The 24,777-nt window shown below is 74.8% G+C and carries 21 protein-coding genes and 1 pseudogene; 13 read left to right on the forward strand and 9 right to left on the reverse strand.

Translation table 11 applies throughout. The features are described from left to right. The 3 genes and pseudogenes from MNZ29_RS11410 to MNZ29_RS11420 form a co-directional block, all read left to right on the forward strand. A pseudogene (locus tag MNZ29_RS11410) lies at positions 1-459 on the forward strand (serine/threonine protein kinase); the annotation flags it as partial. A gap of 122 nt (positions 460-581) precedes the next feature. Next, positions 582-2,162 carry a leucyl aminopeptidase gene (locus tag MNZ29_RS11415; protein WP_242338406.1) on the forward strand — a complete coding sequence of 527 codons (1,581 nt, stop codon included), beginning with the start codon at positions 582-584 and terminating at the stop codon, positions 2,160-2,162. 65 nt (positions 2,163-2,227) lie between these two features. Next, positions 2,228-3,334: an arginase family protein gene (locus MNZ29_RS11420; protein ID WP_242355263.1), complete on the forward strand. Its 1,107-nt coding sequence runs from the start codon at positions 2,228-2,230 to the stop codon at positions 3,332-3,334. Positions 3,335-3,465: 131 nt separating this feature from the next. Here MNZ29_RS11420 and MNZ29_RS11425 read toward each other — a convergent pair whose 3' ends face one another. Beyond that, complete coding sequence (locus MNZ29_RS11425; protein ID WP_242338401.1) at positions 3,466-3,780, reverse strand: hypothetical protein; 315 nt, start codon at positions 3,778-3,780, stop codon at positions 3,466-3,468. Between the two features lie 138 nt (positions 3,781-3,918). On the opposite strand from MNZ29_RS11425, the gene MNZ29_RS11430 reads away from it, so the two are divergent. Then, a complete protein-coding gene (locus MNZ29_RS11430) occupies positions 3,919-5,007 on the forward strand; it encodes a histidinol-phosphate transaminase (protein ID WP_242355265.1) in 1,089 nt (362 codons plus the stop codon). Positions 5,008-5,072: 65 nt separating this feature from the next. Here the strand turns inward: MNZ29_RS11430 and MNZ29_RS11435 are convergent, their stop codons facing one another. Both MNZ29_RS11435 and MNZ29_RS11440 read right to left on the reverse strand, forming a co-directional pair. Next, positions 5,073-6,113: a zinc-dependent alcohol dehydrogenase family protein gene (locus tag MNZ29_RS11435; protein WP_242338397.1), complete on the reverse strand. Its 1,041-nt coding sequence runs from the start codon at positions 6,111-6,113 to the stop codon at positions 5,073-5,075. A 277-nt stretch (positions 6,114-6,390) separates the two neighbouring features. Then, the gene (locus tag MNZ29_RS11440) at positions 6,391-6,957 is read right to left on the reverse strand and encodes a tRNA-(ms[2]io[6]A)-hydroxylase (protein ID WP_242338395.1); all 567 of its coding nucleotides are present in this window, start codon (positions 6,955-6,957) and stop codon (positions 6,391-6,393) included. 123 nt (positions 6,958-7,080) lie between these two features. Here MNZ29_RS11440 and MNZ29_RS11445 point away from each other — a divergent pair, with 123 nt between their 5' ends. Next, a complete protein-coding gene (locus MNZ29_RS11445) occupies positions 7,081-7,611 on the forward strand; it encodes a hypothetical protein (RefSeq protein ID WP_242355267.1) in 531 nt (176 codons plus the stop codon). A gap of 84 nt (positions 7,612-7,695) precedes the next feature. On the opposite strand, the gene gluQRS is transcribed toward MNZ29_RS11445, so the two are convergent. After that, positions 7,696-8,655, reverse strand: coding sequence for a tRNA glutamyl-Q(34) synthetase GluQRS (gene gluQRS, locus MNZ29_RS11450; protein ID WP_242338392.1), 960 nt, complete (start codon positions 8,653-8,655; stop codon positions 7,696-7,698). A gap of 107 nt (positions 8,656-8,762) precedes the next feature. Here gluQRS and MNZ29_RS11455 point away from each other — a divergent pair, with 107 nt between their 5' ends. From MNZ29_RS11455 to tkt, 4 genes are all read left to right on the forward strand, one after another. Then, the gene (locus tag MNZ29_RS11455; RefSeq protein WP_255821296.1) at positions 8,763-10,418 is read left to right on the forward strand and encodes a 4-alpha-glucanotransferase; all 1,656 of its coding nucleotides are present in this window, start codon (positions 8,763-8,765) and stop codon (positions 10,416-10,418) included. Next, a complete protein-coding gene (locus MNZ29_RS11460; protein WP_242355269.1) occupies positions 10,402-13,458 on the forward strand; it encodes a malto-oligosyltrehalose synthase in 3,057 nt (1,018 codons plus the stop codon). The genes MNZ29_RS11455 and MNZ29_RS11460 overlap by 17 nt, the downstream gene beginning before the upstream one ends. Before the next feature lie 3 nt (positions 13,459-13,461). Further along, positions 13,462-13,908 carry a histidine phosphatase family protein gene (locus MNZ29_RS11465; RefSeq protein WP_242355271.1) on the forward strand — a complete coding sequence of 149 codons (447 nt, stop codon included), beginning with the start codon at positions 13,462-13,464 and terminating at the stop codon, positions 13,906-13,908. A gap of 112 nt (positions 13,909-14,020) precedes the next feature. Next, complete coding sequence (gene tkt, locus MNZ29_RS11470; RefSeq protein WP_242355273.1) at positions 14,021-16,021, forward strand: transketolase; 2,001 nt, start codon at positions 14,021-14,023, stop codon at positions 16,019-16,021. Between the two features lie 168 nt (positions 16,022-16,189). Here the strand turns inward: tkt and MNZ29_RS11475 are convergent, their stop codons facing one another. The 3 genes from MNZ29_RS11475 to MNZ29_RS11485 form a co-directional block, all read right to left on the reverse strand. After that, entirely contained in the window at positions 16,190-16,531 is a 342-nt protein-coding gene (locus MNZ29_RS11475) for a LuxR C-terminal-related transcriptional regulator (RefSeq protein ID WP_242338380.1), read from the reverse strand. Positions 16,532-16,790: 259 nt separating this feature from the next. After that, positions 16,791-18,152, reverse strand: coding sequence for a serine protease (locus tag MNZ29_RS11480; protein ID WP_242355275.1), 1,362 nt, complete (start codon positions 18,150-18,152; stop codon positions 16,791-16,793). Between the two features lie 253 nt (positions 18,153-18,405). Continuing rightward, positions 18,406-19,389 carry an ABC transporter substrate-binding protein gene (locus MNZ29_RS11485; protein ID WP_242355277.1) on the reverse strand — a complete coding sequence of 328 codons (984 nt, stop codon included), beginning with the start codon at positions 19,387-19,389 and terminating at the stop codon, positions 18,406-18,408. 69 nt (positions 19,390-19,458) lie between these two features. On the opposite strand from MNZ29_RS11485, the gene MNZ29_RS11490 reads away from it, so the two are divergent. The 4 genes from MNZ29_RS11490 to MNZ29_RS11505 all read left to right on the forward strand — a co-directional run bounded on the left by MNZ29_RS11490 (position 19,459) and on the right by MNZ29_RS11505 (position 23,695). After that, entirely contained in the window at positions 19,459-21,165 is a 1,707-nt protein-coding gene (locus MNZ29_RS11490; protein WP_242355279.1) for an NAD+ synthase, read from the forward strand. Between the two features lie 259 nt (positions 21,166-21,424). Continuing rightward, entirely contained in the window at positions 21,425-21,760 is a 336-nt protein-coding gene (locus MNZ29_RS11495) for a hypothetical protein (RefSeq protein WP_242355281.1), read from the forward strand. A 147-nt stretch (positions 21,761-21,907) separates the two neighbouring features. Beyond that, positions 21,908-22,345 (forward strand): hypothetical protein, encoded by a 438-nt coding sequence (locus tag MNZ29_RS11500; RefSeq protein WP_242355283.1) that lies wholly within the window; start codon positions 21,908-21,910, stop codon positions 22,343-22,345. 261 nt (positions 22,346-22,606) lie between these two features. Next, positions 22,607-23,695, forward strand: coding sequence for an IS110 family transposase (locus tag MNZ29_RS11505; protein WP_242355285.1), 1,089 nt, complete (start codon positions 22,607-22,609; stop codon positions 23,693-23,695). 296 nt (positions 23,696-23,991) lie between these two features. On the opposite strand, the gene MNZ29_RS11510 is transcribed toward MNZ29_RS11505, so the two are convergent. Beyond that, positions 23,992-24,201 (reverse strand): hypothetical protein, encoded by a 210-nt coding sequence (locus MNZ29_RS11510; RefSeq protein WP_242355287.1) that lies wholly within the window; start codon positions 24,199-24,201, stop codon positions 23,992-23,994. Beyond that, the gene (frr, locus tag MNZ29_RS11515; RefSeq protein ID WP_242338367.1) at positions 24,198-24,761 is read right to left on the reverse strand and encodes a ribosome recycling factor; all 564 of its coding nucleotides are present in this window, start codon (positions 24,759-24,761) and stop codon (positions 24,198-24,200) included. Before frr ends, MNZ29_RS11510 begins: the two co-directional genes overlap by 4 nt. Positions 24,762-24,777 lie beyond the last annotated feature (16 nt).

Here is a 24,777-nt window from a genome sequence, read left to right on the forward strand (position 1 = left end):
ACGGCGCGCACCCGGGCGCCGCTCGACGACGCCGCCCGGGCGGACCTCGTCGAGGCGCTCGCCGCGGAGCGGCCCGTCGCGGACCGCGCCCACCGGCTGCTCCTCGACGAGGGGGAGGCGGCGGTCCCCTTCGTGCTCCGCGGCGCGCGGGAGGGGGCGCCCGCCCAGCGGCTCCGCGCGCTCGAGCTCGCGCGCGACATGGGCGTGGAGGAGCGGCTCGATCGGCCCGCCGCGTACGGCGCGCTCCTCGACGCGCCCGACTGCGACGTCCGCCGCGCCGCCGCGGAGCGCCTGGGCGAGGTCGGCGATCCCGCCGCGCTCCCCGCGCTCCGGCGGGCCGCGGCCGCCCGGGTCGAGACGAAGGGGATCTTCGGCATCTCGCGCCAGGCCCCGGCCTGCGGCGCGGCCGAGGCCGCGGCGGCCGCCCGGCGTGTCGAGGCGGCGGTCCGCGCGCCCTGAGCGCCCAACAGGCCAGCGCCGCGCGGAGCCCTGCGCGACGCCCGCGGCCGTGCTAAACGACGCCCGCACTCCATTCCCCTCCCTCCGCTCCGGCGGGGCGGACGGGCTCGCGAGGAGACCGGATGGCGCGGACGAAGGCGACGGCAGCGAAGGCGGCGGCGGGGGCGAAGCCCGCCGCGGTGAAGGCGTCGGGCACCCCGGCCGCGGAGCTCGCGGCGGACGCGCTCGCGCTGCCGGTGTACGAGGAGGACGTCAAGGGCGGACTGCGCGGGCGCCTGAAGGGGCTCGACGCGATGCTCGGCGGCGGCCTCGCGGCGGCCGCGAAGGCCGAGCGGTTCGAGGGAAAGCCCGGTCAGGAGCTGGCGCTCCCGACCCTCGGTCGCGCGCCCGCGGGCCGCGTGCTGCTCGTCGGCGTGGGACCGCGCGCGAAGGCGAGCGCCTTCGCCGCCGCGGGCTTCGAGCCGCTGCGCGTCGCCGCCGGCAAGGCCGCCCGCGCGGCCGGCAAGGCCGGCGCGCGCTCCCTCGCGATCGCGCCGCCCGAGGACGGGTTGGGCGACGTCGCCGCCGCGGCGCGCGCGCTGGCGGAGGGCGCGCTCCTCGGCGGCTACGGGTTCCGGCGCTACAAGAGCGAGGCGCCGAAGCGCGCGCCGCTCGCCGAGCTCACCGTCGCGGTCCCGGCGGGCGCGGAGAAGCTCCCCGAGGTGAAGGCCGCGCTCGAGCTCGCGCGCGAGGTGGCCCTCGCGGTCGCCTGGGCGCGCGACCTCGTGAACCTCGGCCCGGCGGACTGCACGCCGGCGCTCCTCGCCGAGCAGGCGGAGGCGCTCGCGCGCGAGGCGAGGCTCGCCGTCGAGGTGCGCGGCCCGAGGGAGATCGCGGCCCTGAAGATGGGCATGTTCCTCGGCGTGACGCGCGGCTCGTCCGAGCCGCCGCGGCTCGTGACGGTGAGCTACGTGCCGAAGGGCGCGGCGGCGAAGAAGCCCCCGGTCGTGCTCGTCGGGAAGGCGATCACCTTCGACTCGGGCGGCCTGTCGCTCAAGCCCACCGAGAGCATGGTGACGATGAACACCGACATGGCGGGCTCGGCGGCCGTGCTCGGCGCGATGCGCGTCGTCGCCCACCTCGCGCCGCCGTTCCCGGTCCACGCGGTGCTGGGCGCCTGCGAGAACATGCCGGGCGGCAAGGCCTACAAGCCCTCGGACGTGCTCGTCTCGTACGCGGGCAAGAGCGTCGAGATCACCAACACCGACGCGGAGGGGCGGCTCGTCCTCGGCGACGTGCTCGCCTGGGCGGCCGAGACGCTGAGGCCCGCGGCGATGATCGACGTCGCGACCCTCACCGGCGCCTGCGTGGTGGCGCTCGGCCACACCACCGCCGGCCTGTTCGGCCCGGACGGCGCGACGGTGGACGGGGTGCTCGCCGCGGCGCGCGCGTCGGGCGAGGAGATCTGGCGGCTCCCCATGACGGAGTCGCTGAAGGAGCAGCTCGAGAGCGACCGCGCGGATCTCAAGAACACCGGCGAGCGCTGGGGCGGCGCCATCAGCGCGGCGCACTTCCTCCACGCCTTCGCGAAGGACGTGCCCTGGGCGCACCTCGACATCGCCGGCCCGTCGCACGCGCCGAAGGAGCGCGGCTACGTCGCGAAGGGCGGCACCGGGTTCGCGGTGCGGACGCTCGTCGAGTTCGTGCGCGGCTTCGGCCGGTGAGCGCGCCCGCCCCGGGCCGCGCGAGGGGCGCTGCGGCGCCCCCGCCGCCGGGGTAACCTTCTCCCGTGAACGCGATCGACGCGCTCGTCCGGATGCTGCGGCCCGCCGGCGGCGGGGTCCACCTCGTCTCGACCGGCAGGGCGGAGCAGCTCGAGCTGCAGCGCCGGCTCTACGGCGCGGCGGACCAGGACGCGGTCCGCGCCCGCTGGCGCGAGGCGCTCGGCCGCGCCGCGGGGGCGCGCGCGGTGCTCCTCGGGATCCCGTCGGACTCCGGCGGCGGCGTGCAGCGCGGCGCGAACCTCGGGCCGGGCGCGATCCGCGCGCAGCTGCTGGAGGACGACTCCCGGTGGGCCGAGCGGGCCCGCGAGGCCGGGCTCGTCGATCTCGGCGACGTGTTCGTCGTCCCGCAGCTCCTCGAGGACGCCATGCTCTCGGAGGCGCAGCGCGAGGCGAGCGCCCGCGCGCTCTACCCCGACCTCGCCGACGCCGAGCGCCGGACCTGGCCGGTCTCGCCCCTGTCGATCGCCGAGCGCGCCCTCGGGCTCGTCCTCGCCGCCAACCCGCGCGCGCGGGTCTTCGCCCTCGGGGGCGATCACTCCACCGCCTGGCCCGTCGTCAAGGCGCTCGCCGCGGCCCGCCCCGGCCTCGGCATCGTCCAGATCGACGCGCACACCGACCTCCTCGCCGAGCGGCTCGGCGTCCGCTACTGCTTCGCGACCTGGTCGTTCCACGCGAACGAGCTCCTCGGCCGCCGCGGCCGGCTCGTCCAGGTCGGCACGCGGGCGTCCGGGCGCGATCGGAAGCACTGGGAGTCGACGCTCGGGGTCCGGCAGTTCTGGGCCGCGGAGGTGCGCCGCGATCCCGCGGCGGCGCTCGACGCGATCCTAGCCCACGTCAGGGCGTCCGGCGTGCGGGAGGTCTACTTCTCGAACGACATCGACGGCACCGACGCGGCCTTCGCGGACGCGACGGGCACGCCCGAGCCGGACGGGCTCGCGCCGGACTTCGTGTCCGCGCTCGTCGCGCGGCTCGGGCGGGAGGTCGGGCTCGCGGGCGGCGACGTGATGGAGGTCGCTCCAAACGTCGCCCGCAGCGCCGGGGGCGGGCCGCGCACCGTCGCGCTCGCGGCGCGGTACCTGCGCGAGACGATCGACGCGGGGCTCGGGAGCTAGGGGCGCGCCGCCCGGCGGGGTCCGGCGCGCGGCCGGGAAAAGGCGCGGCCGCGCAAAAGAAGAGCCCCGGATCCGTCGGATCCGGGGCCTCGGGTGTTCGGACGGGATCGAGCGGGTCGCTCGTCGGGTCGTTACGCCTTCGCCTTCTCGGCGGCCTTCTTGGGCGTCGCGGGCGTGAGCCCGATGATGGCGCCGATGGCCGCGCCCGCGGCCGCGCCGCCGACGGCGAAGAGCGAGCCGATGGCGGTGACGCCGAGGACCATGCCGAAGACGATGAGCGCCCGGGCAGCGAAGGAGGCGGTGACCGGCGTGCCGAAGATGCCCCCGGCGAGCATCACGCCCGCGTAGCCGCCGTAGAGGAGCGCGGGCAGGAGCGCGACCGCGAGGAAGAGGGCGAGACCGACGCCGGCGCCAACGAGAGCAGGAACCTTCGAGTTCTTCGTCATGACCGTTTCTCCTTTTCGTCCCGGGGCCGTCCGTCCGGCCACCCACCCTCGCCAATGTGCATCTCGCCTGCCAGCTCGTTCGCGTCTCGTTCCGCGGGCTTCCACGCGGCCGTGTCGGGGATTCCCGACGCGCCCGCCATGCCGCCCGACAGCGCGGTGCCGCCCGGGTGGTGCTACCCTCACCCCGTGAACGCCTTCAAGCCGCACCTTGTCGCAGTCGCCGATTATCCGTACGCGAAGGTCGACGCGCGCGTGAAGCTCGACCAGAACGAGAGCCCCGAGGACTTCCCGCCGGAGCTCAAGGCCCGCGCCCTGGCGCGCCTCGAGGCGCTGCCCTGGAACCGTTACCCGGAGCTGCACGCCGAGGACGTCCGCGCGGCGCTGTCGCGCCACGAGGAGTGGCCCGAGGAGGGGATCGTCGTCGCCCCGGGCTCGAACCTGCTCGTCCTCGCCCTCGCGCAGGGTGCGCGCTCCGTGCTCGATACCGCCCCGGCCTTCCCTTACTACAAGGGGGGCGCGACGGCGGCCGGCACCCCGTACCGCTCCATCCCCCTCGGCGAAGGCTTCGCGCTCCCCGTGGACGCGCTCCTCGCCGCCATGGAGGGCCCTCCCGGCGTCCTGTTCCTGCCGAACCCGCACGCGCCCACCGGGCGGCTGTTCGAGACGGCGGAGGTGGAGCGGCTCGCGGCGCGGGCGCGCGAGCGCGACTGGCTCCTCGTCGTGGACGAGGCGTACCACGCCTTCGCGGGCACCGACTCGCGCCCGCTCGCGCGCGCGAACGCGAACGTCGCGATCCTGCGCACCTTCTCGAAGGCGTGGTGCCTCGGCGGCATCCGCGCGGGCTACCTGCTCGCCGCGCCGCGCGTCGCCTCGATCGTGCGGGCGCTCGTGCCGCCGTTCTGCATCCCCGCGCACACCGGCGCGATCCTGCTGACCGCGCTCGAGGCGCCGGGCGCCTTCGCGCCGATCCATGCCCGGATCCGCGCGGAGCGCGCGAGGCTCCTCGCCGGCCTCGCCGCGCACCCGACCTGGAAGCCCTACCCGAGCGCCGCGAACTACGTGCTCGTGCGCACGCCGGACGCGAAGGCGGCGTTCGACGCGCTCGTCGCGAAGGGGATCCTCGTGCGCCGGCAGGATCACTACGCCGGGCTCGAGGGGTGCATCCGCATCTCGGTGGGGACGCCCGAGGAGAACGACGCGCTGCTCGCGGCGGCGGCCAAGCTCTAGGTGACGCGTACGGCGCGCGAACCGGCCTCGCGGGCACGCGAGGCGGGTTCGCGCCCGCCGGGCCGTCACTCCGCTCGCAGGATGACCTTCAGCGCCCGCTCCTTCGCGGCGTTGGCGAACGTGTCGTAGGCCTTCACGACGTCGTGGAGCGCGAACTCGTGGGTGATGAGCTTGCGCGGCGCGAGCCGCCCCGCGACGACGTTCTTGAGGAGCATCGGGGTCGTGTTCGTGTCCACGAGCCCCGTCGTGATCGTGACGTTGCGGATCCAGAGCTTCTCGAGCTTCAGGGAGACGCTCTTGCCGTGCACGCCGACGTTCGCGACGTGCCCGCCCGCCGCGACGATCTCCTGGCAGACGTCGAAGGTGGCCGGGATCCCCACCGCCTCGATGGCCACGTCCACGCCCTTGCCGCCGGTGAGCGCCATGACCTTCTCGACCGCCTTCCCGTCTCCGCTGTTGACGGTCTGGGTCGCGCCGAGGCTCTTCGCGACCTGGAGGCGGTTGTCGTCGAGGTCCACCATGATGAGCTCGGCCGGAGAGTAGAACTGCGCGGTCAGGAGCGCGGCGAGGCCCACCGGCCCGCCGCCGACGATGGCCACCGTGTCGCCCGGCTTCACGGCGCCGTTGCGGACGCCGACCTCGAAGCCGGTGGGGAGGATGTCGCTCAGCATGACGAGCGCGCCCTCGTCCACGCCCGGGGGCACCGCGTAGAGGCTCGTGTCGGCGTACGGGATCCGGACGTACTCGGCCTGCGTCCCGTCGATGAGGTGACCCAGGATCCAGCCCCCGTTCGCGCAGTGCGAGTACATCCCCTTCTTGCACGCCTCGCACTTGCCGTCGGCGGTGATGCAGGAGATGAGGACCCGGTCGCCCTTCTTGAAGGTCGTGACGCCCGCGCCCGCCTCCTCGACGACGCCGACCCCCTCGTGCCCGAGGATCCGGCCGTCGGTGACCGCCGGGACGTCGCCCTTCAGGATGTGGAGGTCGGTGCCGCAGATCGTGGTCTTCACCACCTTCACGATCGCGTCGGTCGGTTCCTTGATCGTCGGCTTCGGCTTCTCCTCCCACGCCTTCTTCCCGGGGCCGTGATAGACGAGCGCCTTCATCGCAACCTCCTCCTTTCGTGGAGCGCCTGGAGCGCGGAGCGAACGCGCCGCACCTCCCGCAGCCTCCCAGACCACGGCCGAAATGGCAGGACCACGACGGAGCCCCGCCGCTTTTCCGGAGCCCCGGGGTCCCTCCGAAGTGGAGCGGCCGAGCCCGCGCACCGAGGCCGGCGCGGCGGGCGCGATCTCCGCCCGCGCCCGGCCGCCGGCCTCGAGCGCTCGTCCGCGTCCCGCCGCGGGCTCCCGCGCTGGGCGCGCGCAGGTGTTCACCGCGCTGTCAGTGAATCCTGGGCAGGAGCGGCAGGCCCGCGACGATCCGCGCCTCCTCCGCCGCGAGCTCGGCGAGGCGTGCGTCCACGTCCCCCGCCCCGTGCCGCCGGGCGAGCTCGACGAAGAGCCGCTCGTGCCCCGCCTCGGACTGCGCGAGCCGGGCGTACAGCTCGCGCAGCCGCGGCTCCTCGAGCGCGCCGGCGAGGAGCGCGAGGCGCTCGCAGCTCCGCGCCTCGATGAGCGCCGCCGCGAGCAGGCGGTCCACGAGCCGACCTTCGCCGCCGCGCACGCGCCGCAGGAGCGCCTGCGCGTATGGATCGCCCCCGTCGGGCGTGAGCGCGACGCCGAGGCGGCCCATCTCGGCGAGCACCGCGAGGAAGTGCTGCAGCTCCTCCTGCGCGAGCCGCGCCACCGCCCGCACGAGCTCCGGGCGGTCGGGGTGCTCGGCGACGAGCTTCACCGCGCTCGCGGCCGCCTTCTTCTCGCAGTGCGCGTGGTCGGCGAGGATCGACGGCAGGTCGGCGAGCGCGACCTCGAGCCAGCGGGGATCGGTGCGAGAGCGGAGGAGCGACACGGCCGGGGTTGTAGCTGCCGTGCCCCTCCCCCGCTCGTCCGCCCCCCCGGGATGGGCTCGGACGGGGATGCGCGCGTGCGCACTTTCGAGTGAAGGCTGGAACTCGAGCGGGGGGGAGAGCGCATGCGCGTTCGGACGGTGGTGGCGGTGGCGTTGCTCGCAGGCGCTGGGGTCGCGCGGGCCGGCGTGTCGCTGGGCGTCGAGACGACCATCGGCGCGGAGAAGCTCGGGGTGGAGCGCGCGCCGCTCTCCAACGAGGCGCTCCTGCCCATGGGACAGCTGGGCGGCACGGTGCTCCTGCGCGTCGGCACGCTCGCGCTGGGCGCCGCGGCCGGCGGCTACTTCCACCGCTCGCAGCTCGAGCGGTACGACGCGAGCGGCCTCGCGGGGCTCTCCTTCGACGTCCTGCCCCTCCTGCGGATCGAGCTCCTCGGCGAGGTCGGTGCCGCGAACCTTCGCACGCGCTCGGACCTCGGCGAGGCCGTCGCGGGCAACTGGTCCACGTTCTACGGCGTGCGCCCGGGCGTCTCGCTGAAGCTCCCGGTGTTCCCGCTCCGGCTCGGCGTGTGGGGGCTCGCGCGCTGGGGGCTGCCCGGCATGGACTCTCACGAGCCGGCCCTCGGGATGCTGGGGCGCGTCGGGGTGGATTTCTAGAGCGACCGGCGGCGGGCGCCCCCGGGGCACCACCGCGCGGCCGGCGAGGCCGCCCGCGCCCGGCGCACGGGCTCCGCGATCACCTCAGCCGAGCGCCGCCACCCGCGCCGCGCCGAGCGTCACCGGCCGGCGCGGGATCCGCCCGAGCGTGAAGCCTCCGACGAGCTCCGCGGGACGGCAGCGCGCGCCCGGCAAGGCGAGCCCGGACAGCTCGGCGAGGAGCCCCACCACCGCCCCGGGCGCCACGCCGCGCTCGCGCAGCTCGGCGAGCGAGAGCGCGCCGTGCCGCTTCGCGAGCCGCTCTCCGTCCTCGCCCACGACGAGCGGGACGTGGGCGAACCGCGGCGCCGCGAGGCCGAGCGCGCGGTAGAGCTGGAGCTGGCGCGCGGTCGAGGGGAGGAGGTCGTCGCCGCGCACGACGTCCGTCACCTCCATCGCCGCGTCGTCGACGACGACCGCGAGCTGGTAGGCCGGGAGGCCGTCCGCGCGCGCCACGACGAAGTCCCCCACCGAGCCCTCCACGTCGAAGGCCTGCGGCCCGTGCACCCCGTCCTCGAACGCGACGAGGCCCGGCTCGCTGCGGAGCCGCCACGCCGGCGCGCGGGTGCGCGCGCGGAGGGCGCGCTCGGCCCTGGAGAGTCCGCGGCAGGTGCCCGGGTAGCGCGGGCCCTCGTCGGACGGCCCGTGGGGCGCCTGCGCCGCGGCGGCGACCTCGGCGCGCGAGCAGAAGCAGGGGTAGACGCGGTCGTCCGCGCGCAGCCGCTCGAGCGCGGCGGCGTAGCGCGGGAGCCGCTCGGACTGGCGGTAAGGTCCGGAGGGCCCCCCCACGTCGGGCCCCTCGTCCCAGTCGAGCCCGAGCCAGGCGAGCTCGTCGAGGATGCGCGCCTCCAGGCCGGGGCGGACGCGCGGGCCGTCGAGGTCCTCGACGCGCAGGGCGTAGAGGCCGCCGGGCGCCCGCGCGGCGAGCCAGGAGAGGAGCGCCGTCCGGGCGTTGCCGAGGTGGAGCGGACCGGTGGGGGACGGTGCGAAGCGGCCGCGGATCAAGGCGTGCCTTGCGTGGCCGCGCGCGCGGCCTGGATGCGGGGATTCGGCCGCGCGCCGGTGGCGTATCGCCCCGCTTTTCAGGTGCCGGATGGGCGCGCCTCCTGATAATGCCTGCCCCCGATCGCCACAAGCCCAAACCTTTCGAGCGCGGCCGAAGGGCCCGCTCACGAGCCCGCTCCTCCATGCCCCGACAGGCCGGCGTCCTCCTCCCGCTCTTCTCCATGCGCTCCGCCCGTGACTGGGGCGTCGGGGAGATCCCGGACCTCGTCCCGTTCGCCCGCTGGTGCGCGGGCGCGGGCTTCTCCATCGTGCAGGTGCTGCCGGTGAACGAGGCCTCGCGCGGGCAGAGCAGCCCCTACGCCGCCCTCAGCGCGTTCGCGGTGGACCCGGTCTACCTGGCCCTCGGCGGGCTCGAGGACTTCGAGGCGGCGGGGGGCGAGGGCGCGCTCTCCGCCGAGGATCGCGAGCGGCTCGCGCGCGTGCGGGCGGCGCCGGCGGTGCGCTGGGAAGAGGTGCGCGCCCTCAAGCGGCGCGCGCTCGAGCTCGCCTTCGCGCGCTTCGAGCGGGACGAGTGGTCCCGCGGCACGGCGCGCGCCCGGGCGCTCGAGGCGTTCCGGCGCGAGGAGGCCGCGTGGCTCGAGGACTACGCGCTCTTCGTCGCCATCCACGACGACGCGCTCGGCGGCCGCGCCTGGATGGAGTGGCCCGAGCCGCTGCGCGACCGCGCCCCGGAGGCGCTCGCCGACGCGCGCGCCCGCCACTCCCGCGCGATCCTGTTCTACGCGTGGCTCCAGTGGCAGCTCGAGGAGCAGTGGCGCGCCGCCCGGCACGCCGCGAACGGCGCCGGCGTCGAGCTCGCCGGCGACCTGCCGTTCATGGTCGCGACCGACTCCGCCGACGTCTGGGCGCGGCGCGACGACTTCCGGCTCGACGCCCGCGTCGGCGTGCCGCCCGACGCGTTCAGCGCGACCGGGCAGGACTGGGGGCTGCCCGTCTACCGCTGGGACGTGATGGAGCGCGAGGGGTACCCCTGGCTCTCCGAGCGCGCCCGCCGCATGGCGGACCTCTACGGCCTCTACCGCGTCGATCACGTGGTCGGCCTCTACCGGACCTACTTCTTCCCGAACGACGGCAGCCCGCCGGCCTTCATCCCCGAGGGCGAGGCGGCGCAGATCCAGAACGGCGAGCGCGTGCTCGGGCTGTTCTCCTCCGGCGCGCGCGTCATCGCGGAGGACCTCGGGACGGTCCCGGACTTCGTGCGCGCCTCGCTGCAGCGGATCGCCGTGCCGGGCTACCGCGTGCTGCGCTGGGAGCGGGAGTGGAACGCGCCCGGCCAGCCGTTCCGCGACCCGCGCGCGTGGCCCGCCCTGTCCGTGGCCACCACCGGAACGCACGACACGGACGCGCTCGCGGACTGGTGGGACGGCATGCCCGGCGACGAGCGCGCCGCCTTCCTCGCCCTCCCCGAGCTCGCCCCGCTGCGGGCGCGCGGCCAGGTCCCCTTCGACGACGGCGTGCGCGACGCGCTGCTCGCCCTCGTCTACGGCGCCGGGTCGGACCTCCTCCTCCTGCCCTTCCAGGACGCGTTCGGGCTGCGCGAGCGGGTGAACGTGCCGGGGACCGTGAACGACGAGAACTGGACGTACCGGATGCCGCGCGACCTCGGCGCGCTCGCCGCCGACCTGTCCGCGCGCGACCGGCTGCGCGCGCTCTCCGAGCGGAGCGGGCGAATCGCGAGGACCTCGGGTGGCGGACGCGACTGAGACGGGGACCGAGCCGGCGGCGGAGATCGCGCGGGCGGCGCTCGCCGAGGAGCTCATCCTCGCGCTCGGGCAGGAGCTCTCGCACGGCACCGGCGTGACGCGCCGCCCCGCCTCGACCTACCGCCTTCAGCTCCACGGCGACTTCGACTTCGAGGACGCCGCGCGCGTCGTCCCCTACCTCCACGCGCTCGGCGTCACGGACCTCTACCTCTCGCCCATCCTCGAGGCCGCGCCCGGCTCGCGCCACGGCTACGACGTCGTGAACCACGGGCGGCTCAACCCGGAGCTGGGCGGCGAGGAGGCCTTCCTCGGGCTCGCCGCGGCGTGCGCCGAGCGGGGCATGGGGATCCTCGTCGACTTCGTCCCGAACCACATGGGCATCGGGGCGAGGAACCCGTGGTGGACGGACGTCCTCGAGAACGGCCCGTCGTCGGTCCACGCCCCCGCCTTCGACGTCGAGTGGCGCCCGCTCAAGACCGAGCTCGGCCACAAGGTGCTCGTCCCGCTGCTCGGCGATCAGTTCGGCAAGGTGCTCGAGGCCGGCGAGCTGAAGCTCGCGCGCGAGGGCGGCGCGCTCGAGGTCCGCTACTGGGACCACGTGTTCCCGGTGGCGCCGCGCTCCGTCCCGCAGCTCCTCCGCCACCGCCTGCCCGAGCTGCGCGCCGAGCTCGGCGAAGGCGACGTCCACTTCCAGGAGCTCGAGTCCATCTGCGTCTCGCTCGAGAAGCTGGCGCCGCGCACCGACACCTCGCCCCAGGCCGTGGCCGACCGCGCGCGCGAGAAGGAGGTGGCGAAGCGGCGGCTCGCGGCCCTCTGCGACGCGAGCCCGCGCGTGCGCGCCTTCGTCGACGAGAACATCCGCGTCTTCAACGGCAGGAAGGGCGACCGGAGCAGCTTCGATCTGCTCGAGCGGCTCCTCGAGGGTCAGGCCTACCGGCTCGCCTTCTGGCGGGTCGCCGGCGAGGAGATCAACTACCGCCGCTTCTTCGACGTGAACGCGCTCGCGGCGATCCGCATGGAGGAGCCGCGCGTCTTCCGGGAGGCGCACCGGCTCGTGCTGGGGCTGCTGCGCGACGGGCACATCACGGGCCTGCGCATCGACCACCCCGACGGCCTGTACGCGCCGCCCGCCTACTTCCGCCGGCTCCAGGCGTCCTACCTCGTCGAGCGGACGCGCGCGCTCGCGGCCCGGCGCGGCACGCCGCTCGACGCGGACACCGAGGCGCTCGTGCTCGAGCGCATCTTCGAGGCGCTCGAGGCGGGCCGGCTCCCCGCGAGGCCGCTCTACGTGGTGGTCGAGAAGATCCTGGTCGCGCCGGAGCGCATGCCGGAGGGCTGGGACGTGGACGGCACCACGGGCTACGAGTTCCTCGCCGCCGTGAACGGGCTCTTCGTGGAGCCGGAGGCGGAGCGCGCCTTCGACGGGATGTGGACGCGCCTCTCCGGCCGCCGCGAGCAGTTCGCCGACGTGGTGGTGGACAAGAAGCGGCTCGTGATGTCCTCCTCGATGGCCGGCGAGGTGAACACCCTCGCGCACCGCCTGAACCGCATCAGCGAGATGAACCGGCGCACGCGCGACTTCACCCTCAACGAGCTCACCCGCGCGCTCGTGGAGTTCGTCGCGCTGTTCCCGGTCTACCGCACCTACGTGACCCGCCGCGGCGAGGTGGACGATCGCGACCGGGCGCTCGTCGAGCGCACCATCGCGCGGGCGCGGCGGCGGAGCCCGGTGGTGGACCCGTCCATCTACGACTTCCTGCGCGACGTCGTGCTGCAGCGCTATCCGGAGGGGCTCACCGAGGACGAGCGGCACGAGTGGCTCGAGTTCACGCTGAAGCTGCAGCAGGTCACCGGGCCGGTGACGGCGAAGGCCGTCGAGGACACCGCCTTCTACAGCTACGTCCGGCTCGCGTCCCTGAACGAGGTCGGGGGCGAGCCGCGCCACTTCGGCTCGACGCCGGAGGAGGTCCACGCGCTCCTCTCCGAGCGGCAGGCGCGCTTCCCCGGCTCGCTCTCGGCCACCTCGACGCACGACACGAAGCGCAGCGAGGACGTGCGCACCCGCATCGACGCGCTCTCGGAGATCCCGGCCGAGTTCCGGAGCGCGGTCCTGCGCTGGCACCGCATGAACCGGCCGCACGTGGGGGGCGAGAACGGCAGCGCCCCCGATCGCGCCGACGAGCTCCTCCTCTACCAGACGCTCGTCGGCGCGCTCCCGGACGGCGGCGTCGAGCCGGGCACCCGCCTCCACGCCGACTTCGTGGGCCGCATCCAGGGCTACATGGAGAAGGCCATCCGCGAGGCCAAGGTGCACACGAGCTGGACGAGCCCGAACGAGGACTACGAGTCCGGCGTCCGGACCTTCGTCGAGCGGTGCCTCTCCGCGACCCCCTTCCTCGCCGACCTCACCGCCTTCGCGGGGCGTACGGCGGCGGCGGGGCGGCTGTCCTCGCTCGCGCAGGTGGCGGTGAAGTGCGCCGCGCCGGGCGTGCCGGACGTGTACCAGGGCTGCGAGCTCTGGGACCTCTCGCTCGTCGATCCCGACAACCGGCGCCCCGTGGATTACGGGCTGCGCGCGCGCACGCTCGAGGCGCTCTACGCGGAGGTCGCGCGCGGCCCCCACGCGCGGCGCGCGCTCGCGCGGCAGGTGTCCGCGCCGGAGGCGCTCGCCGACGGCCGCGCCAAGCTCCTCCTCCTCCACGCGGCGCTGCACGCACGCCGGGAGCACCGCGAGCTCTTCCTCGCCGGCGACTACCGGCCGGCGCTCGCCGAGGGGCCGCACGCGCGGAGCGTGTTCGCGTTCGCGCGGGCGCACGCCGGGAACGGCGGCCGCGCCGCGCTCTGCGTGGTGCCGCGCCTCGTGCTCGGCCTCGTCGAGGCGGGCGGCGGGCGGATCCGCTGGGAGGGGGCGATCCCCGTGCCGCACGGCCTGCCGCGCCGCTGGCGCGACGTCGTGACCGGCGCGGTGCGCGAGGGCGACGCGCTCCCCCTCGAGGCGCTCTTCTCCGACTTCCCGGTCGCGCTGCTCGTCTCGGAGTGAGCCGTGGCCGGCCGCGTCTACCTCGTCCGTCACGCGGACGCCGCCCCGCGGACGACCACCGACGCGGCCCGGCCCCTCACGCCCGCGGGCCGGACGCGCTTCGAGGCGCACGCGCGCGCGCTCGCGCCGTCGCTCGGGCTCGCGGCCGTGCTCACCTCGCCCCTCGAGCGCGCCCGCGAGACCGCCGCGCTGCTCGCTGCCGCGACCGCATCGCCGGTCGACGAGGAGCCTGCGCTCGCCTCCGGCGCCTCGACCGGGCGCGCCCTCCTCGCCCTCGCCCGGCGGGTGTCCCCGGGGACCGCGCTCGTCGGCCACAACCCGGAGATCGCCGAGGCGGTCGCGCTCGCCGCAGGCCGCGAGCTGGCCGTGCCGCCCGGCGCGGTGGCGGCGCTGGAGATCGCGCCCGACGGCGCGATCGCGCTCGCCTGGCTCCGGGCTCCGAGCGCCTGAGGGCGGCGCGGGGGCACCGCGCGATCGGCCAGGCAGCCGCCCGGCGGCGGTCCCCCTTGATCTCCCTCCCCCGCTGCGCGATGTTGCGCCCGCGAATTTACGGAGGAACCCCGTGCCGAGCGCGAGCAGAGATCTCGTCGAGAAGGCGGTCAACACGATCCGCATGCTGGCGGCTGACGCCGTGCAGCAGGCGAACAGCGGCCACCCCGGCATGCCCATGGGCGCGGCCGACATGGCCTTCGTCCTGTGGACGCGCCACCTGCGCTTCGACCCGAAGGAGCCCCGCTGGCTCGGCCGCGACCGGTTCGTGCTCTCCGCCGGGCACGGGTCGATGCTGCTCTACTCGCTCCTCCACCTCGCCGGCTTCGACTGCACCATCGAGGATCTCAAGAAGTTCCGGCAGATCCACTCCCGCACCCCCGGCCACCCGGAGTTCGGCTACCTGCCGGGCGTCGAGATCACGAGCGGCCCGCTCGGCCAGGGCTTCGCGAACGGCGTGGGCTTCGCGCTCGGCCAGGCGATGCTCTCGGCGAAGCTCGGCCCGGGGAACCCGCTCGAGGACCACTTCGTCTACGCGATCGTCTCCGACGGCGACCTCATGGAGGGCGTCGCCGCCGAGGCGGCGAGCTTCGCTGGCCACAACGCCCTCGGCCGCCTCGTCTACCTCTACGACGACAACGAGATCACCATCGACGGCCACACCTCCATCGCCTTCACCGGCGAGGACGTCACGAAGCGCTTCGAGGGCTACGGCTGGCACGTCCAGGAGGTCGAGGGCCGCGATCACGAGGCGATCGACCGCGCCATCGTGGCGGCCAAGGCGGAGACGGGGAAGCCGTCGCTCATCCGCGTCCGCACCACCATCGGCTTCGGCTCGCCGGCCAAGGCGGGCAAGTCGTCCGCGCACGGCGCGCCGCTCGGCGAGGCCGAGCTCGCCGCCACCAAGAAGAACCTCGGCTGGCCGGAGGAGCCGCGCTTCCTCGTGCCGGACGACGTCCGCGCCTTCTGGCGCGAGGTGCAGGCCGAGAAGGCGCGCGAGGTCGAGGCCTGGCGCGCGAAGGAGCGCGGCTGGCGGCAGGCCCACGGCGAGAAGGCGGCGCTCCTCGACGTGCACGTCGAGCGCTGGGTGCCGGAGCGGATCCTCGAGCGCGTCCTCGACGGCGCCGCCGGCGCGGAGGCGACCCGCAAGCTCTCCGCCGCGACGATCCAGAAGATCGCCGCGCTCGTGCCGTGCCTCGTCGGCGGCTCCGCCGATCTCGCGGAGTCGAACCTCACCGACATCAAGGGCGGCGGCTCGTTCTCGCCCGCGAACCCGGCCGGCCGGAACGTCCACTACGGCATCCGCGAGCACGCCATGGGCGCCATCGCGAACGGCCTCGCCTACGACGGGCTCCACGTCCCGTTCACCGGCACGTTCCTGCAGTTCGCCGACTACATGCGCCCGCCGGTGCGCCTCGCCGCGCTCTCCGGCCTCCAGAACATCTTCGTCTGGACGCACGACTCGATCTTCCTCGGCGAGGACGGCCCGACCCATCAGCCCATCGAGCACCTCACCGCGCTGCGCGCGATCCCGAACCTCCACGTCTGCCGGCCCTGCGACGGCGACGAGGTGGCGGTCGCGTGGGCGCACGCGCTCACCCGGCGCGACGGCCCGACCGCGCTCATCCTCTCGCGCCAGAAGATCGCGCCCGTGAAGCGCGACGCCGAGTTCGACGCAGAGGCGGCGCTCCGCGGCGCCTACGTCGTCGCGGGTCCGGAGGGCGCGCGCTTCGCGATCCTCGCGACCGGCGCGGAGGTGGCGCTCGCGCAGGCCGCCCTCGAGCTCCTCGCGCAGAAGGGGCTCCGCGGGCGGCTCGTCTCGGTGCCGTGCCTCGCGTGCTTCGAGGCGCAGCCGAAGGGCTGGCGGGACGAGGTGCTCCCGCCCGCGCTTCCGGCCGTGGCGATCGAGGCGGCGCGCGGGATCGAGTGGTGGAAGCTCGTGGGCAAGGACGGGCTCGTCCTCGGGATCGACCGCTTCGGGGCGAGCGCCCCGGAGAAGGCGCTCGCCGAGGAGTTCGGCTTCACGCCCGCGAAGGTCGCGGCGCGCGTCGAGTCCTGGCTCGCGACCCGGTGACCCTCGGCGCGCGCCGTCCCTCGCGGCGCTGCGCCACGGCACCTTCAAAACGCATCGCGCGCCCGCCCCGCACCCCTCCACGGGGCGCGCGGCAAGCGCGCGGCGTCGATACGCGATCGAGTGACTGCGCCCGGCCGCTTCGGCGGTGGGGCGACGACCTGCGTGCTGCTAGCGAGCGACGACGGCGGAGGAGGCCGTCGCGGCAGGCTGCGGCTGCGCCGGGACGACGGGGCGCGGCTCGATCCGCTCACCCTTCGCGAGCATCTTGAGCGAGAGGGCGAGGAGGCTCGCGAGGAGCTCGCCGGAGCCGGGGACGTCGAGCTTGCGGTAGATGCGCTTGCGGCGCGCGCGGATGGTCTCCGGCGAGACGCCGGCCGCAGCCGCGGAGTCCTTGCAGGCGAAGCCCTGGGCGATCCGGAGGACCTCGGCGCGCTCCGCAGGCGTGAGCGTCGTGCCCTCCATGAACTTGGCGGCGAACGGCGTGAGGATCTCGATATCGATCTGAGCCATCGTTTCTTCCCCGGAAGGGCCCTGAATGTAGGGCCGTTTCGCCGACCAAATCGAGACTCAGCCGAGCAACTGCTGCCCCACCGCACCCCTGCTCGGTCGCCCGTCGTCGGCGATCGGGACGATAATAACGCCCCACACGGTTGCCACCCCCCGGGCACAACTTTTTTCTAACCCCCCGTTTCGACGGCTCAATTATGGCTCGTGGTCCCGGCAGGGGCTGAGGCGGATGCCCGTCTGCTCCCCCAGCTGTATCCCCGCTTCACGGGACCCGGTTTCTCGGTAGCGGAGCCCCGCTGCCGTCGCGGACGGTGCCGCCGTTCGCCGGCTCCCGCCCCGGCGGCCGGATCACCGCGAGCCCGTCCGCGCCCGCCTGGGTCGCCGCGACGAGGTCCGCCTGCTCCTCCTCGCGCTCGCGGATCCGCTCGGCCACGCGCGCCCGCACGAGCTCGGAGCCCGAGCCGTCGCCGCCGTCCTCGGCCCGCCGGTAGCGAAGCACGAGGGCGAGCTGCTCCCAGAGGGCGTCGCGCAGCTCGCTCTCGCCCGAGCCCGCCCCCGCCCCGCCGAGGACGGCGAGCTCGACGCGCGTCGACAGCGGGTAGCTCGCGTCGAGCAGGGAGAACCGCACGCCGCCGCCCGTCGCCTCGACGCGCACCGCGCGCCCGCCGAAGGGCATCACGATGGGCCCTCTCGCGAGCGCCGCGCGCGCGGCGGCCGGATCGGCGCCGGGCTCGCGCCCGGCGAGCTCTCGCGGCGAGGGGCGCAGCTCCGTGAGGAGTCCGCGGAGCTGGTCGATGCCGATGACGACGTTCAGCCCCTGCGCCCCGCGGTAGCCCGCGTGGTAGATGCCGACGAGCTCGGGCTCGCCGGTGGCGCAGGAGACCGCGAGCACCGGGCTCCCCGAGCTGCCGAGGTTGAGGAGCGCGTCCACCGCGAAGTCCTCGTGGTCCCAACCCCGGTCGAGGTCGCGCTGGCCGACCGCGATGACGCGCCCCGCGTTGGCCGCGGGGAACGCGCCGAGCGGGAAGCCGCGCACGAGGACGGCGTCGCCCACGCGGAGCTCCTCCGCGCTGCCGGTGCGGTACGGCATCGTCCGGAGCTTCGCCGGGGCCGAGAGCACCGCCACGTCGAGCGCCGGGTCGGACACCACCGGGGTGAGCGCGAGCTGGGCCGGCGCGTCCTGCTCCGCCTCGTTCGCGACGATCCGGATCTCCTCGCGCACGCGCCGCGAGCCGGGCGGCACGCCCTCGAGCTCGACCCCGTCGCCGGTCACCTCGGGGAAGTCCACCACGTGGTGGTTCGTGGCGAGGAGCGCCTCCTCCCCGCGCAGCCGGTAGGCGAAGCCGGTGCCGTGGCGGACCTTCGTGTAGTACTGCCGGCGGAGCTTCCCCCCGCGGCCGTACGAGAGCTGCTCGTACACCGCGGTCGCGCGCAGGCAGTACACGTAGTCCGCCGCGGGCCGCGCCTCGCGAGCGCGCGCGCCGGGCTTCATCGCCGAGAGGGTGTCCGCGTACCGCCCGGCGCACTCCACCCGCGGCGCGCCGCGATCGGCGGCCGGTGCGGGGGCCGCGGCGGCGACGCCGAGGGCCAGGGGCAGGAGCGCACGGGCGGCGCGGACGTGCATCGAGGGGAAGCTAGGTGCCCGCCGAGCGTGTGGCGCCTGCGACGAAGGGTCCTCCCGGCCGGTCCCTCGGCGCACGATCCCGGGCCCGCGGCGGGCGTCCTCGCTCCTTGCGCCTGCGGCGCACTGCGAGGCGCCGCTGGGCTGCGGCTCCCGTCGGAGGCGCGCCTCGGTGCGCGTCGCTGCGGGTGCCCGCCTCGGCTCCGGGCTCCTGCGCCTCGATGGCGCGGGGGCGGCGGCTCGCCGCCTTCACCCATCACCTGGCGCCGGGCGTCCCCTTCGTGAACCCCTCCGGCCAGCGCGCGAGCCGCGCCGTCTGCCGCGCCGTCTCCGCGGCGAGCGCGTCCCAGTCGAACGAGAGCGTCACGAGGTTCCCTGCCGGCTCGACTCCGACCGGGACCGGCACCTCGGGGCGCAGCGGCAGGAGCCCGGGGATGCGGGCGACCAGGATCCGCTCCGCCTCGGGGCCGGCGAGCCAGCCCGCGAGGGCGCGCGCGCCGTGGGAGGCGCCGCGGAGGAGCGCGACCGCCGTGGGGAGCGCGACGGCGCCGGCGCCGACCTGATCCGGGTAGACGACCTCGAGCGGCGCCGCGCTGGCGGCGGCGGCCGCGCCCTCGAGCGAGCTGGCGAGCCCGAACGCCGCCCCGCCCGAGGCGACGCGCGCGCGGACCTCGCCGTCCGAGGCGGCGAGCTGCGGCGCGTTCTCGGCGACGAGCGCGAGGAACCGGCCGGCGCTCTTCTCGCCGTACGCGAGGGTGAGCGCGGCGACGGTCACCGGACCGGCGCCCTGTCCGAGCGGGACGAGCGCGAGCTTGCCGCGGGCGCGGCGGTCGGCGAGGTCGCGCAGGTTCGAGGGCGCGAACGGGAGCCGGGCGCGGGGCGACACGAGCAGCACGCGCGCGCGGGCGCCGAGCGGCGCGAAGCGGCGCCGCGCGTCCCGCCAGCGCGCCGGGACGTCCTCGGCGGCCGGGGCGCTGCCGGGGTCGAGCCGCTCGCGGAGCGCGAGCGCCTGGGCCGGATCGCCGGCCCAGACGAGCTCCGCCTCGTCGGCGCGGGCGACGCGGACGACGCGCGCGACCCCGCGGTGCGCGGCGACGTCGACGAGGACGTCCGCGGGCAGCTCCGCCGCGACGAAGACCTTCACCTCGGGGAGCGTCCGCGCCGGGCGCGAGCAGGCGAGCGCGAGCGCGAGCGCGAGCGGGAGCACGGCGAGGACGCGGCGGCGCGCGATGGCGGTCATTGCGGCCTCGGGCGAGGCGCCTCGCGGAAGTGCGGGCGCGGCGCGCGCCCGGCAATGTAACATCCTCACGTGGCCCCCCAAGGACGCATCGCCCTCGCGCAGGTGAACACCACGGTCGGGGACTTCGCCGGCAACGCCGCGAAGATCCGCGCCGTCACGGAGCGCGCGCGCGCCGACGGCGCGGCGCTCGTGGTCTTCCCCGAGCTCGCCCTCTGCGGCTACCCGCCGCGCGACTTCCTCGATCTCCCCGAGTTCCTCGAGCGCGCGGCGCGCACGCTCGCCGAGCTCGCCGCGCCGGCCGAGTGGTCCCGCGGCATCGCGGTCGTCGTCGGCTTCCCGGAGGGCGTCCCCGGCGCGCCTCCGCCGGGCGTCTACAACTCCGCGGCGCTCATCTCGGAGGGCCGCGTCGTCGCGGTCGGGCGCAAGTCGCTCCTGCCCACCTACGACGTGTTCGACGAGACGCGCTACTTCCTGCCGTCCGAGGCGTCCACCGCGGCCGACGCGGGGGGCGTGGGGCTCCGCCTCGGCCTGTCCGTCTGCGAGGACGTCTGGAACGACAAGCGCTTCTGGGTGCACCCGCGCTACGCGCGCGACCCCATCGCGGAGCTCGTGAAGGCGGGCGGCGCGGGGCTCGTCGTGAACATCTCCGCCTCGCCCTACGCCATGGGCAAGCCCGCCCTGCGCGAGCGGATGCTCGCGGCGAGCGCGGCCGGCCACGGCGCGCCCATCGCCTACGTGAACCAGGTGGGCGGCAACGACGCGCTCATCTTCGACGGCGGGTCGATGCTCGTGGGCCGGGACGGCGCGATCCTCGCGCGCGCCCCGCTCTTCGAGGAGGTGCTCCTCGTCGCCGACCTCGCGACCGGCGCCTCGGCCACCGTCCGGCTCGACGGCGAGAAGGTCGCGATCGACGCGGGCGCCGCCGATCCCGAGGCGGACGAGGTCCACTGCGCGCTCGTGCTCGGCGTCCGCGACTACGTGCGCAAGTGCGGCTTCAGGAGCGCGGTCGTCGGGCTCTCCGGCGGGATCGACTCCGCGCTCACCGCCTGCCTCGCCGCCGACGCGCTCGGGCCGGAGAACGTCCTCGGCGTGGCGATGCCGTCCCGCTACAGCTCGAGCCACTCGCGCGAGGACGCCGCCGCGCTCGCGGAGAACCTGGGCCTGCCGTTCAAGGAGATCTCGATCGAGCCGATGCACGCCGCGTTCATGGCGCAGCTCGAGCGCGCCGAGGGGAAGCCGCTCGGCGATCTCGCCGAGCAGAACGTGCAGGCCCGCATCCGCGGGCAGATCCTGATGGCGATCTCGAACGACACCGGCGGGCTCGTGCTCTCGACCGGCAACAAGAGCGAGCTCGCGGTCGGCTACTGCACGCTCTACGGGGACATGGCCGGCGGCCTCGCCGTCATCGGCGACGTGCCGAAGACGCTCGTCTACCGCGTCTCGCGCGCCGCGAACGCGCGCGCGGGCCGCACGCTCATCCCGGAGCGCACCTTCACGAAGCCGCCCTCCGCCGAGCTGAAGCCCGGCCAGGTGGACCAGGACTCGCTGCCGCCCTACGAGATCCTCGACGACATCCTCGAGGCCTACGTCGAGGAGCGGCTCCCGCTCGACGCCATCGTCGCGCGCGGGCACGCGGAGCCGGTCGTGCGGCGCGTGCTGCGCATGGTCGTCGCGAGCGAGTACAAGCGCCGCCAGGCGGCGCCGGTGCTCAAGGTGAGCGAGAAGGCGTTCGGCGAGGGGCGGCGGTTCCCGATCGCGCACGGGTACCGGTATTGAGAAGCCGCCGGCGGCCGGCCGCTCCACGCGGCCTGACCGAGAGTTCGCCTCCGCCCGACCGAGAGTTCCGGGCCTCGTCCGGCGTGGCCGCGCCACGGACGGTCGCCACTCCTCCCCAGACCGGACCGGCACCCGACCCGGACCGGCACCCGACCGAGAGTTCCGCCCCGCGTCCGGCGCGGCCGCGCCCCGGACGGTCGCCGACTCTTCTCCGGCGGTGCGGCTCGCCTTCACGCGCCGCCGCCATTAAGCCCATCCCATGATCGTCGTCGCCGTCCGGGATCTGCTCTTCCGCTCCAAGATCACCTCCGCCGCCGAGCGGCTCGCGGTGCCCATCGTGCTCGTGCCGCGCGACCGGCCGCTCGCGGACGTCGTCCGCGAAGCGCCGGGCGCGAGCGTGCTCGCGGATCTCAACCAGCCCGGCCTCGTGAGTGAGCTCGCGGCGCTGAAGCGCGACACCGGCGCGCGCGTGGTCGGGTTCCTCGGCCACCTGCAGGCGGACCTCATCGAGGCGGCCGAGGAGGCCGGGGTCGACGAGGTGCTCACCCGCGGCCAGCTCACCGGCCGGCTCGACGAGGTGCTGCGGCGTGGGTGACGAACGTCCGGCCGCGCGAGGCCGCCGTGCACCTATGGCGAACGCGTGCGACCTTGCGCAGCACCTCTGCGTGACGAGCCGGCCAGCGAGCCTCCGTTAAGCTCCGCCCGGGCGCTGCGGCGCCCGACTCCTCGGAGGGAACACACCTTGAACGACCTGCTCCGGTTCCTCCACATCCTCTCCGCCTCGGCCTGGCTCGGCGCGACGCTCTGGGTCGCCGGCGACGTGCGGCGCACGCTGGCGCTCGGGCGGCCCTACCCTGCGGGCCTCGCGGCGCGCGTCGCACCCGCGATCACGCTGGACGTCGTCATGGGCGTCGCGACCGTGCTCACCGGGCTCCTCGTGCTCGCCTTCCAGGGCGTCCACCCGCGCACCGGGATCATGATCGGCTTCACGCTCACCCTGATCCGGATCGTCGTGGTACTCGTCGGGCTCAGGCCGGCCTGGCGCGCGATCGCGGCCCGGCTCGCGGGCGGCCAGGACGTCCCGCCCGCGGATCCTGCCGTGAAGCGGATGGCGATGTGGTCCGGGATGGCCCACACGCTCTGGCTCATCGCGCTCGCGACGATGGTGTTCCCCATCTGATCGGTGACGCGACCGCTCGCCCTTCACAGGCTCGGGGGAGCGGCCTTTCACCTGGGGAACCGTCGACACCGGTGGGGAACCGTCGACACCGGTCTGCTCCCGGTGCGCCCCTCGAGCCACGGGAGGTCACGGACCGTCGCGCCCGCGGCGCGGACAGGACCTCAGACAAGATGAAACGGCCGGCTCACTGCGCGAGTGCGCGGATTAGCCATGGGGTCGCGAGACCAACCGCGGCCAGAGCCGCAAGCGGAGGAGCCGGCCATGCAGAAGGTTATCACTCACGTAGGGCTGGACGTGCACGCCGAGCGCATCGTCCTTGCTTCCCTCGAGGGCACCAGCAGGGAGCCCGTCGTGCGGGACATCCCGAACGACCCGAAGGTGATCCGCCGGACGTTCCAGCGGCTGGCCGCTTCCGCACACGAACTCAGGTGCTGCTACGAGGCCGGGCCGTGCGGGTACGAGGTCTTCCGGCAACTGGAGGCGATGGGGATCGAGTGTGAGGTCGTCGCGCCCGCATTGATCCCGGTGAAGGCCGGTGATCGCGTGAAGACCGACCGCCGCGACGCGACGAAGCTGGCGCGCCTCTACCGTGCCGGCGAGCTCACGACCATCACCGTTCCGACGAGCGACCAGGAGGCGGTCCGAGATCTCGTGCGCGCACGGGAGGACGTGCGCAAGGACCTGACCGCCGCACGCCATCGGCTCGGGAAGTTCCTGATCCGCCACGGCCGGCTGTTCCGCGGAGGGAAGAACTGGACCTTGCGGTTTTGGGATTGGCTCCGAAAGCAGGAGTTCGAGCGCGAAGGCGAACGGCTCACGTTCGAGCACTACGTGACCGAGGTGCAGCACCTCGTAGACCGCCGCGCGCGGCTGGAGCGCGAAATCGAGAGGATCGCGAAGAACGAGCCATACGCCGCTCCCGTCGCGAAGCTGTCCTGCCTGCGCGGGATCTCCGTCCTCGCGGCGATGGCGCTCCTGTGCGAGATCCACGACTTCCGGAGATTCGACACCCCCCGCAAGCTCATGGCCTACGTCGGCCTCGTCCCGAGCGAATACTCGAGCGGCGGGAAGGAGAAGCGAGGCGGCATCACGAAGACCGGCAGCAGTCACGCGCGGCGGATCCTCGTCGAGGCCGCCTGGAGCTACCGACACCGGCCCGCCTTCAGCCCTCGCGCCGCGCAGGCCCTCCGCGATCAGCCGCCCGAGATCGTCGAGTACGCACGGAGGTCGCAGCTCCGGCTCCACAAGCGCTTTCGCCAGCTCGTCGGCCACGGCAAGGGCTCGCAGGTCGCCGTCACGGCGGTCGCTCGCGAGCTCTGCGGTTTCGTTTGGGGAATCATGACGGCTTAGGCGAAAGGAGGAACGATTCGGGGGAGCGCGAGCAACGGGCGAGCGGGGCCACGAAAGGAGAACCCGCGCTTGTTCTGTGCGACAAGGGTCCCCGGACCCCGGACTCGCGATCTCAGACGGCGGCAGCTCCGGACGGCTCACTGTCATGCGGCTCGGCCTGCGCGAGCGGGCAACCCGCGAATCCTAGAGTGACTCGTCGTCGGTGTTGCCCGCCCGCCCGCTGCTCGGACTCCCTCGAACCTCACCGGACCAGTTGGAGGCAGCGAGAGCGTCCCCGATTGACAGGCCGTTTCATCCTAGAACAACCCGAGCGCCGCCGCGAGGAACAGCCAGAGCGGCGTGCCGCCGAGCAGGAGCAGCACCCACGCGGCCTGGAGCGCGCGGCGCCGGCGGTCGTTGGTGCCGGGGCGGGACGCGAGCGCGCGCAGCGCGCCTGCGCCGAAGCCGAGCAGGAACAGGGGACCGAAGACGACGAGGAGCGACGGGAGCGAGCGGGGGAGGCTCACACCTGCATCACTTCCTTCTCCTTCGCGGCCGTGATCTCGTCGACCTTCTTCACGCCCTCGTCGGTCTCCTTCTGCATCTTCTCGAGGGCCTTCTTCGCGTCGTCCGCCGAGATGTCGCCGTCCTTCTCCGCGACCTCGATGAGCTCCTTCGCGTCGCGGCGCTGGTTGCGGATGGCGACCTTGTGGTCCTCGCCCTTGTGCTTCACCTGCTTCACGATCTCCTTGCGGCGCTCCTCGGTGAGCGGCGGGATCGGGACGCGGACGAGGTCCTTGTCGGACTGGGGGTTCACGCCGAGGTTGGCGTCACGGATCGCCTTCTCGATCGGCGGGATCATGTTCTTCTCCCACGGCTTCACCATGATGAGCCGCGCCTCGGGGACGGAGAGCGTGGCCACCTGGTTGAGCGGCGTGGGCGTGCCGTAGTAGTCGACCTTGACGCCGTCGAGGAGGTGCAGGCTCGCGCGCCCGGTCCGCACCGCGGAGAGCTCGCGCCGCAGGTCGTCCAGCGTCTTCGCGATGCCGCCGTGCAGGTCGTTCAGGATGTCGTCCGCGACGCTCATGGCCCCTCTCCTCGCG

The organism is Anaeromyxobacter sp. SG64, from assembly GCF_022690745.1.
Lineage (GTDB): Bacteria > Myxococcota > Myxococcia > Myxococcales > Anaeromyxobacteraceae > Anaeromyxobacter > Anaeromyxobacter soli.

Excerpts from the sequence above, each read along its gene's own strand:
- MNZ29_RS11435 (WP_242338397.1), bottom strand. The coding sequence starts at position 6,113 with ATGAAGGCGCTCGTCTATCACGGCCCCGGGAAGAAGGCGTGGGAGGAG.
- MNZ29_RS11455 (WP_255821296.1), top strand. The coding sequence starts at position 8,763 with ATGCCTGCCCCCGATCGCCACAAGCCCAAACCTTTCGAGCGCGGCCGA.
- MNZ29_RS11430 (WP_242355265.1), top strand. The coding sequence starts at position 3,919 with ATGCCGCCCGACAGCGCGGTGCCGCCCGGGTGGTGCTACCCTCACCCC.
- MNZ29_RS11495 (WP_242355281.1), top strand. The coding sequence starts at position 21,425 with ATGATCGTCGTCGCCGTCCGGGATCTGCTCTTCCGCTCCAAGATCACC.
- MNZ29_RS11480 (WP_242355275.1), bottom strand. The coding sequence starts at position 18,152 with ATGCACGTCCGCGCCGCCCGTGCGCTCCTGCCCCTGGCCCTCGGCGTC.
- MNZ29_RS11425 (WP_242338401.1), bottom strand. The coding sequence starts at position 3,780 with ATGACGAAGAACTCGAAGGTTCCTGCTCTCGTTGGCGCCGGCGTCGGT.
- MNZ29_RS11475 (WP_242338380.1), bottom strand. The coding sequence starts at position 16,531 with ATGGCTCAGATCGATATCGAGATCCTCACGCCGTTCGCCGCCAAGTTC.
- frr (WP_242338367.1), bottom strand. The coding sequence starts at position 24,761 with ATGAGCGTCGCGGACGACATCCTGAACGACCTGCACGGCGGCATCGCG.
- MNZ29_RS11505 (WP_242355285.1), top strand. The coding sequence starts at position 22,607 with ATGCAGAAGGTTATCACTCACGTAGGGCTGGACGTGCACGCCGAGCGC.
- MNZ29_RS11415 (WP_242338406.1), top strand. The coding sequence starts at position 582 with ATGGCGCGGACGAAGGCGACGGCAGCGAAGGCGGCGGCGGGGGCGAAG.
- MNZ29_RS11485 (WP_242355277.1), bottom strand. The coding sequence starts at position 19,389 with ATGACCGCCATCGCGCGCCGCCGCGTCCTCGCCGTGCTCCCGCTCGCG.
- MNZ29_RS11445 (WP_242355267.1), top strand. The coding sequence starts at position 7,081 with ATGCGCGTTCGGACGGTGGTGGCGGTGGCGTTGCTCGCAGGCGCTGGG.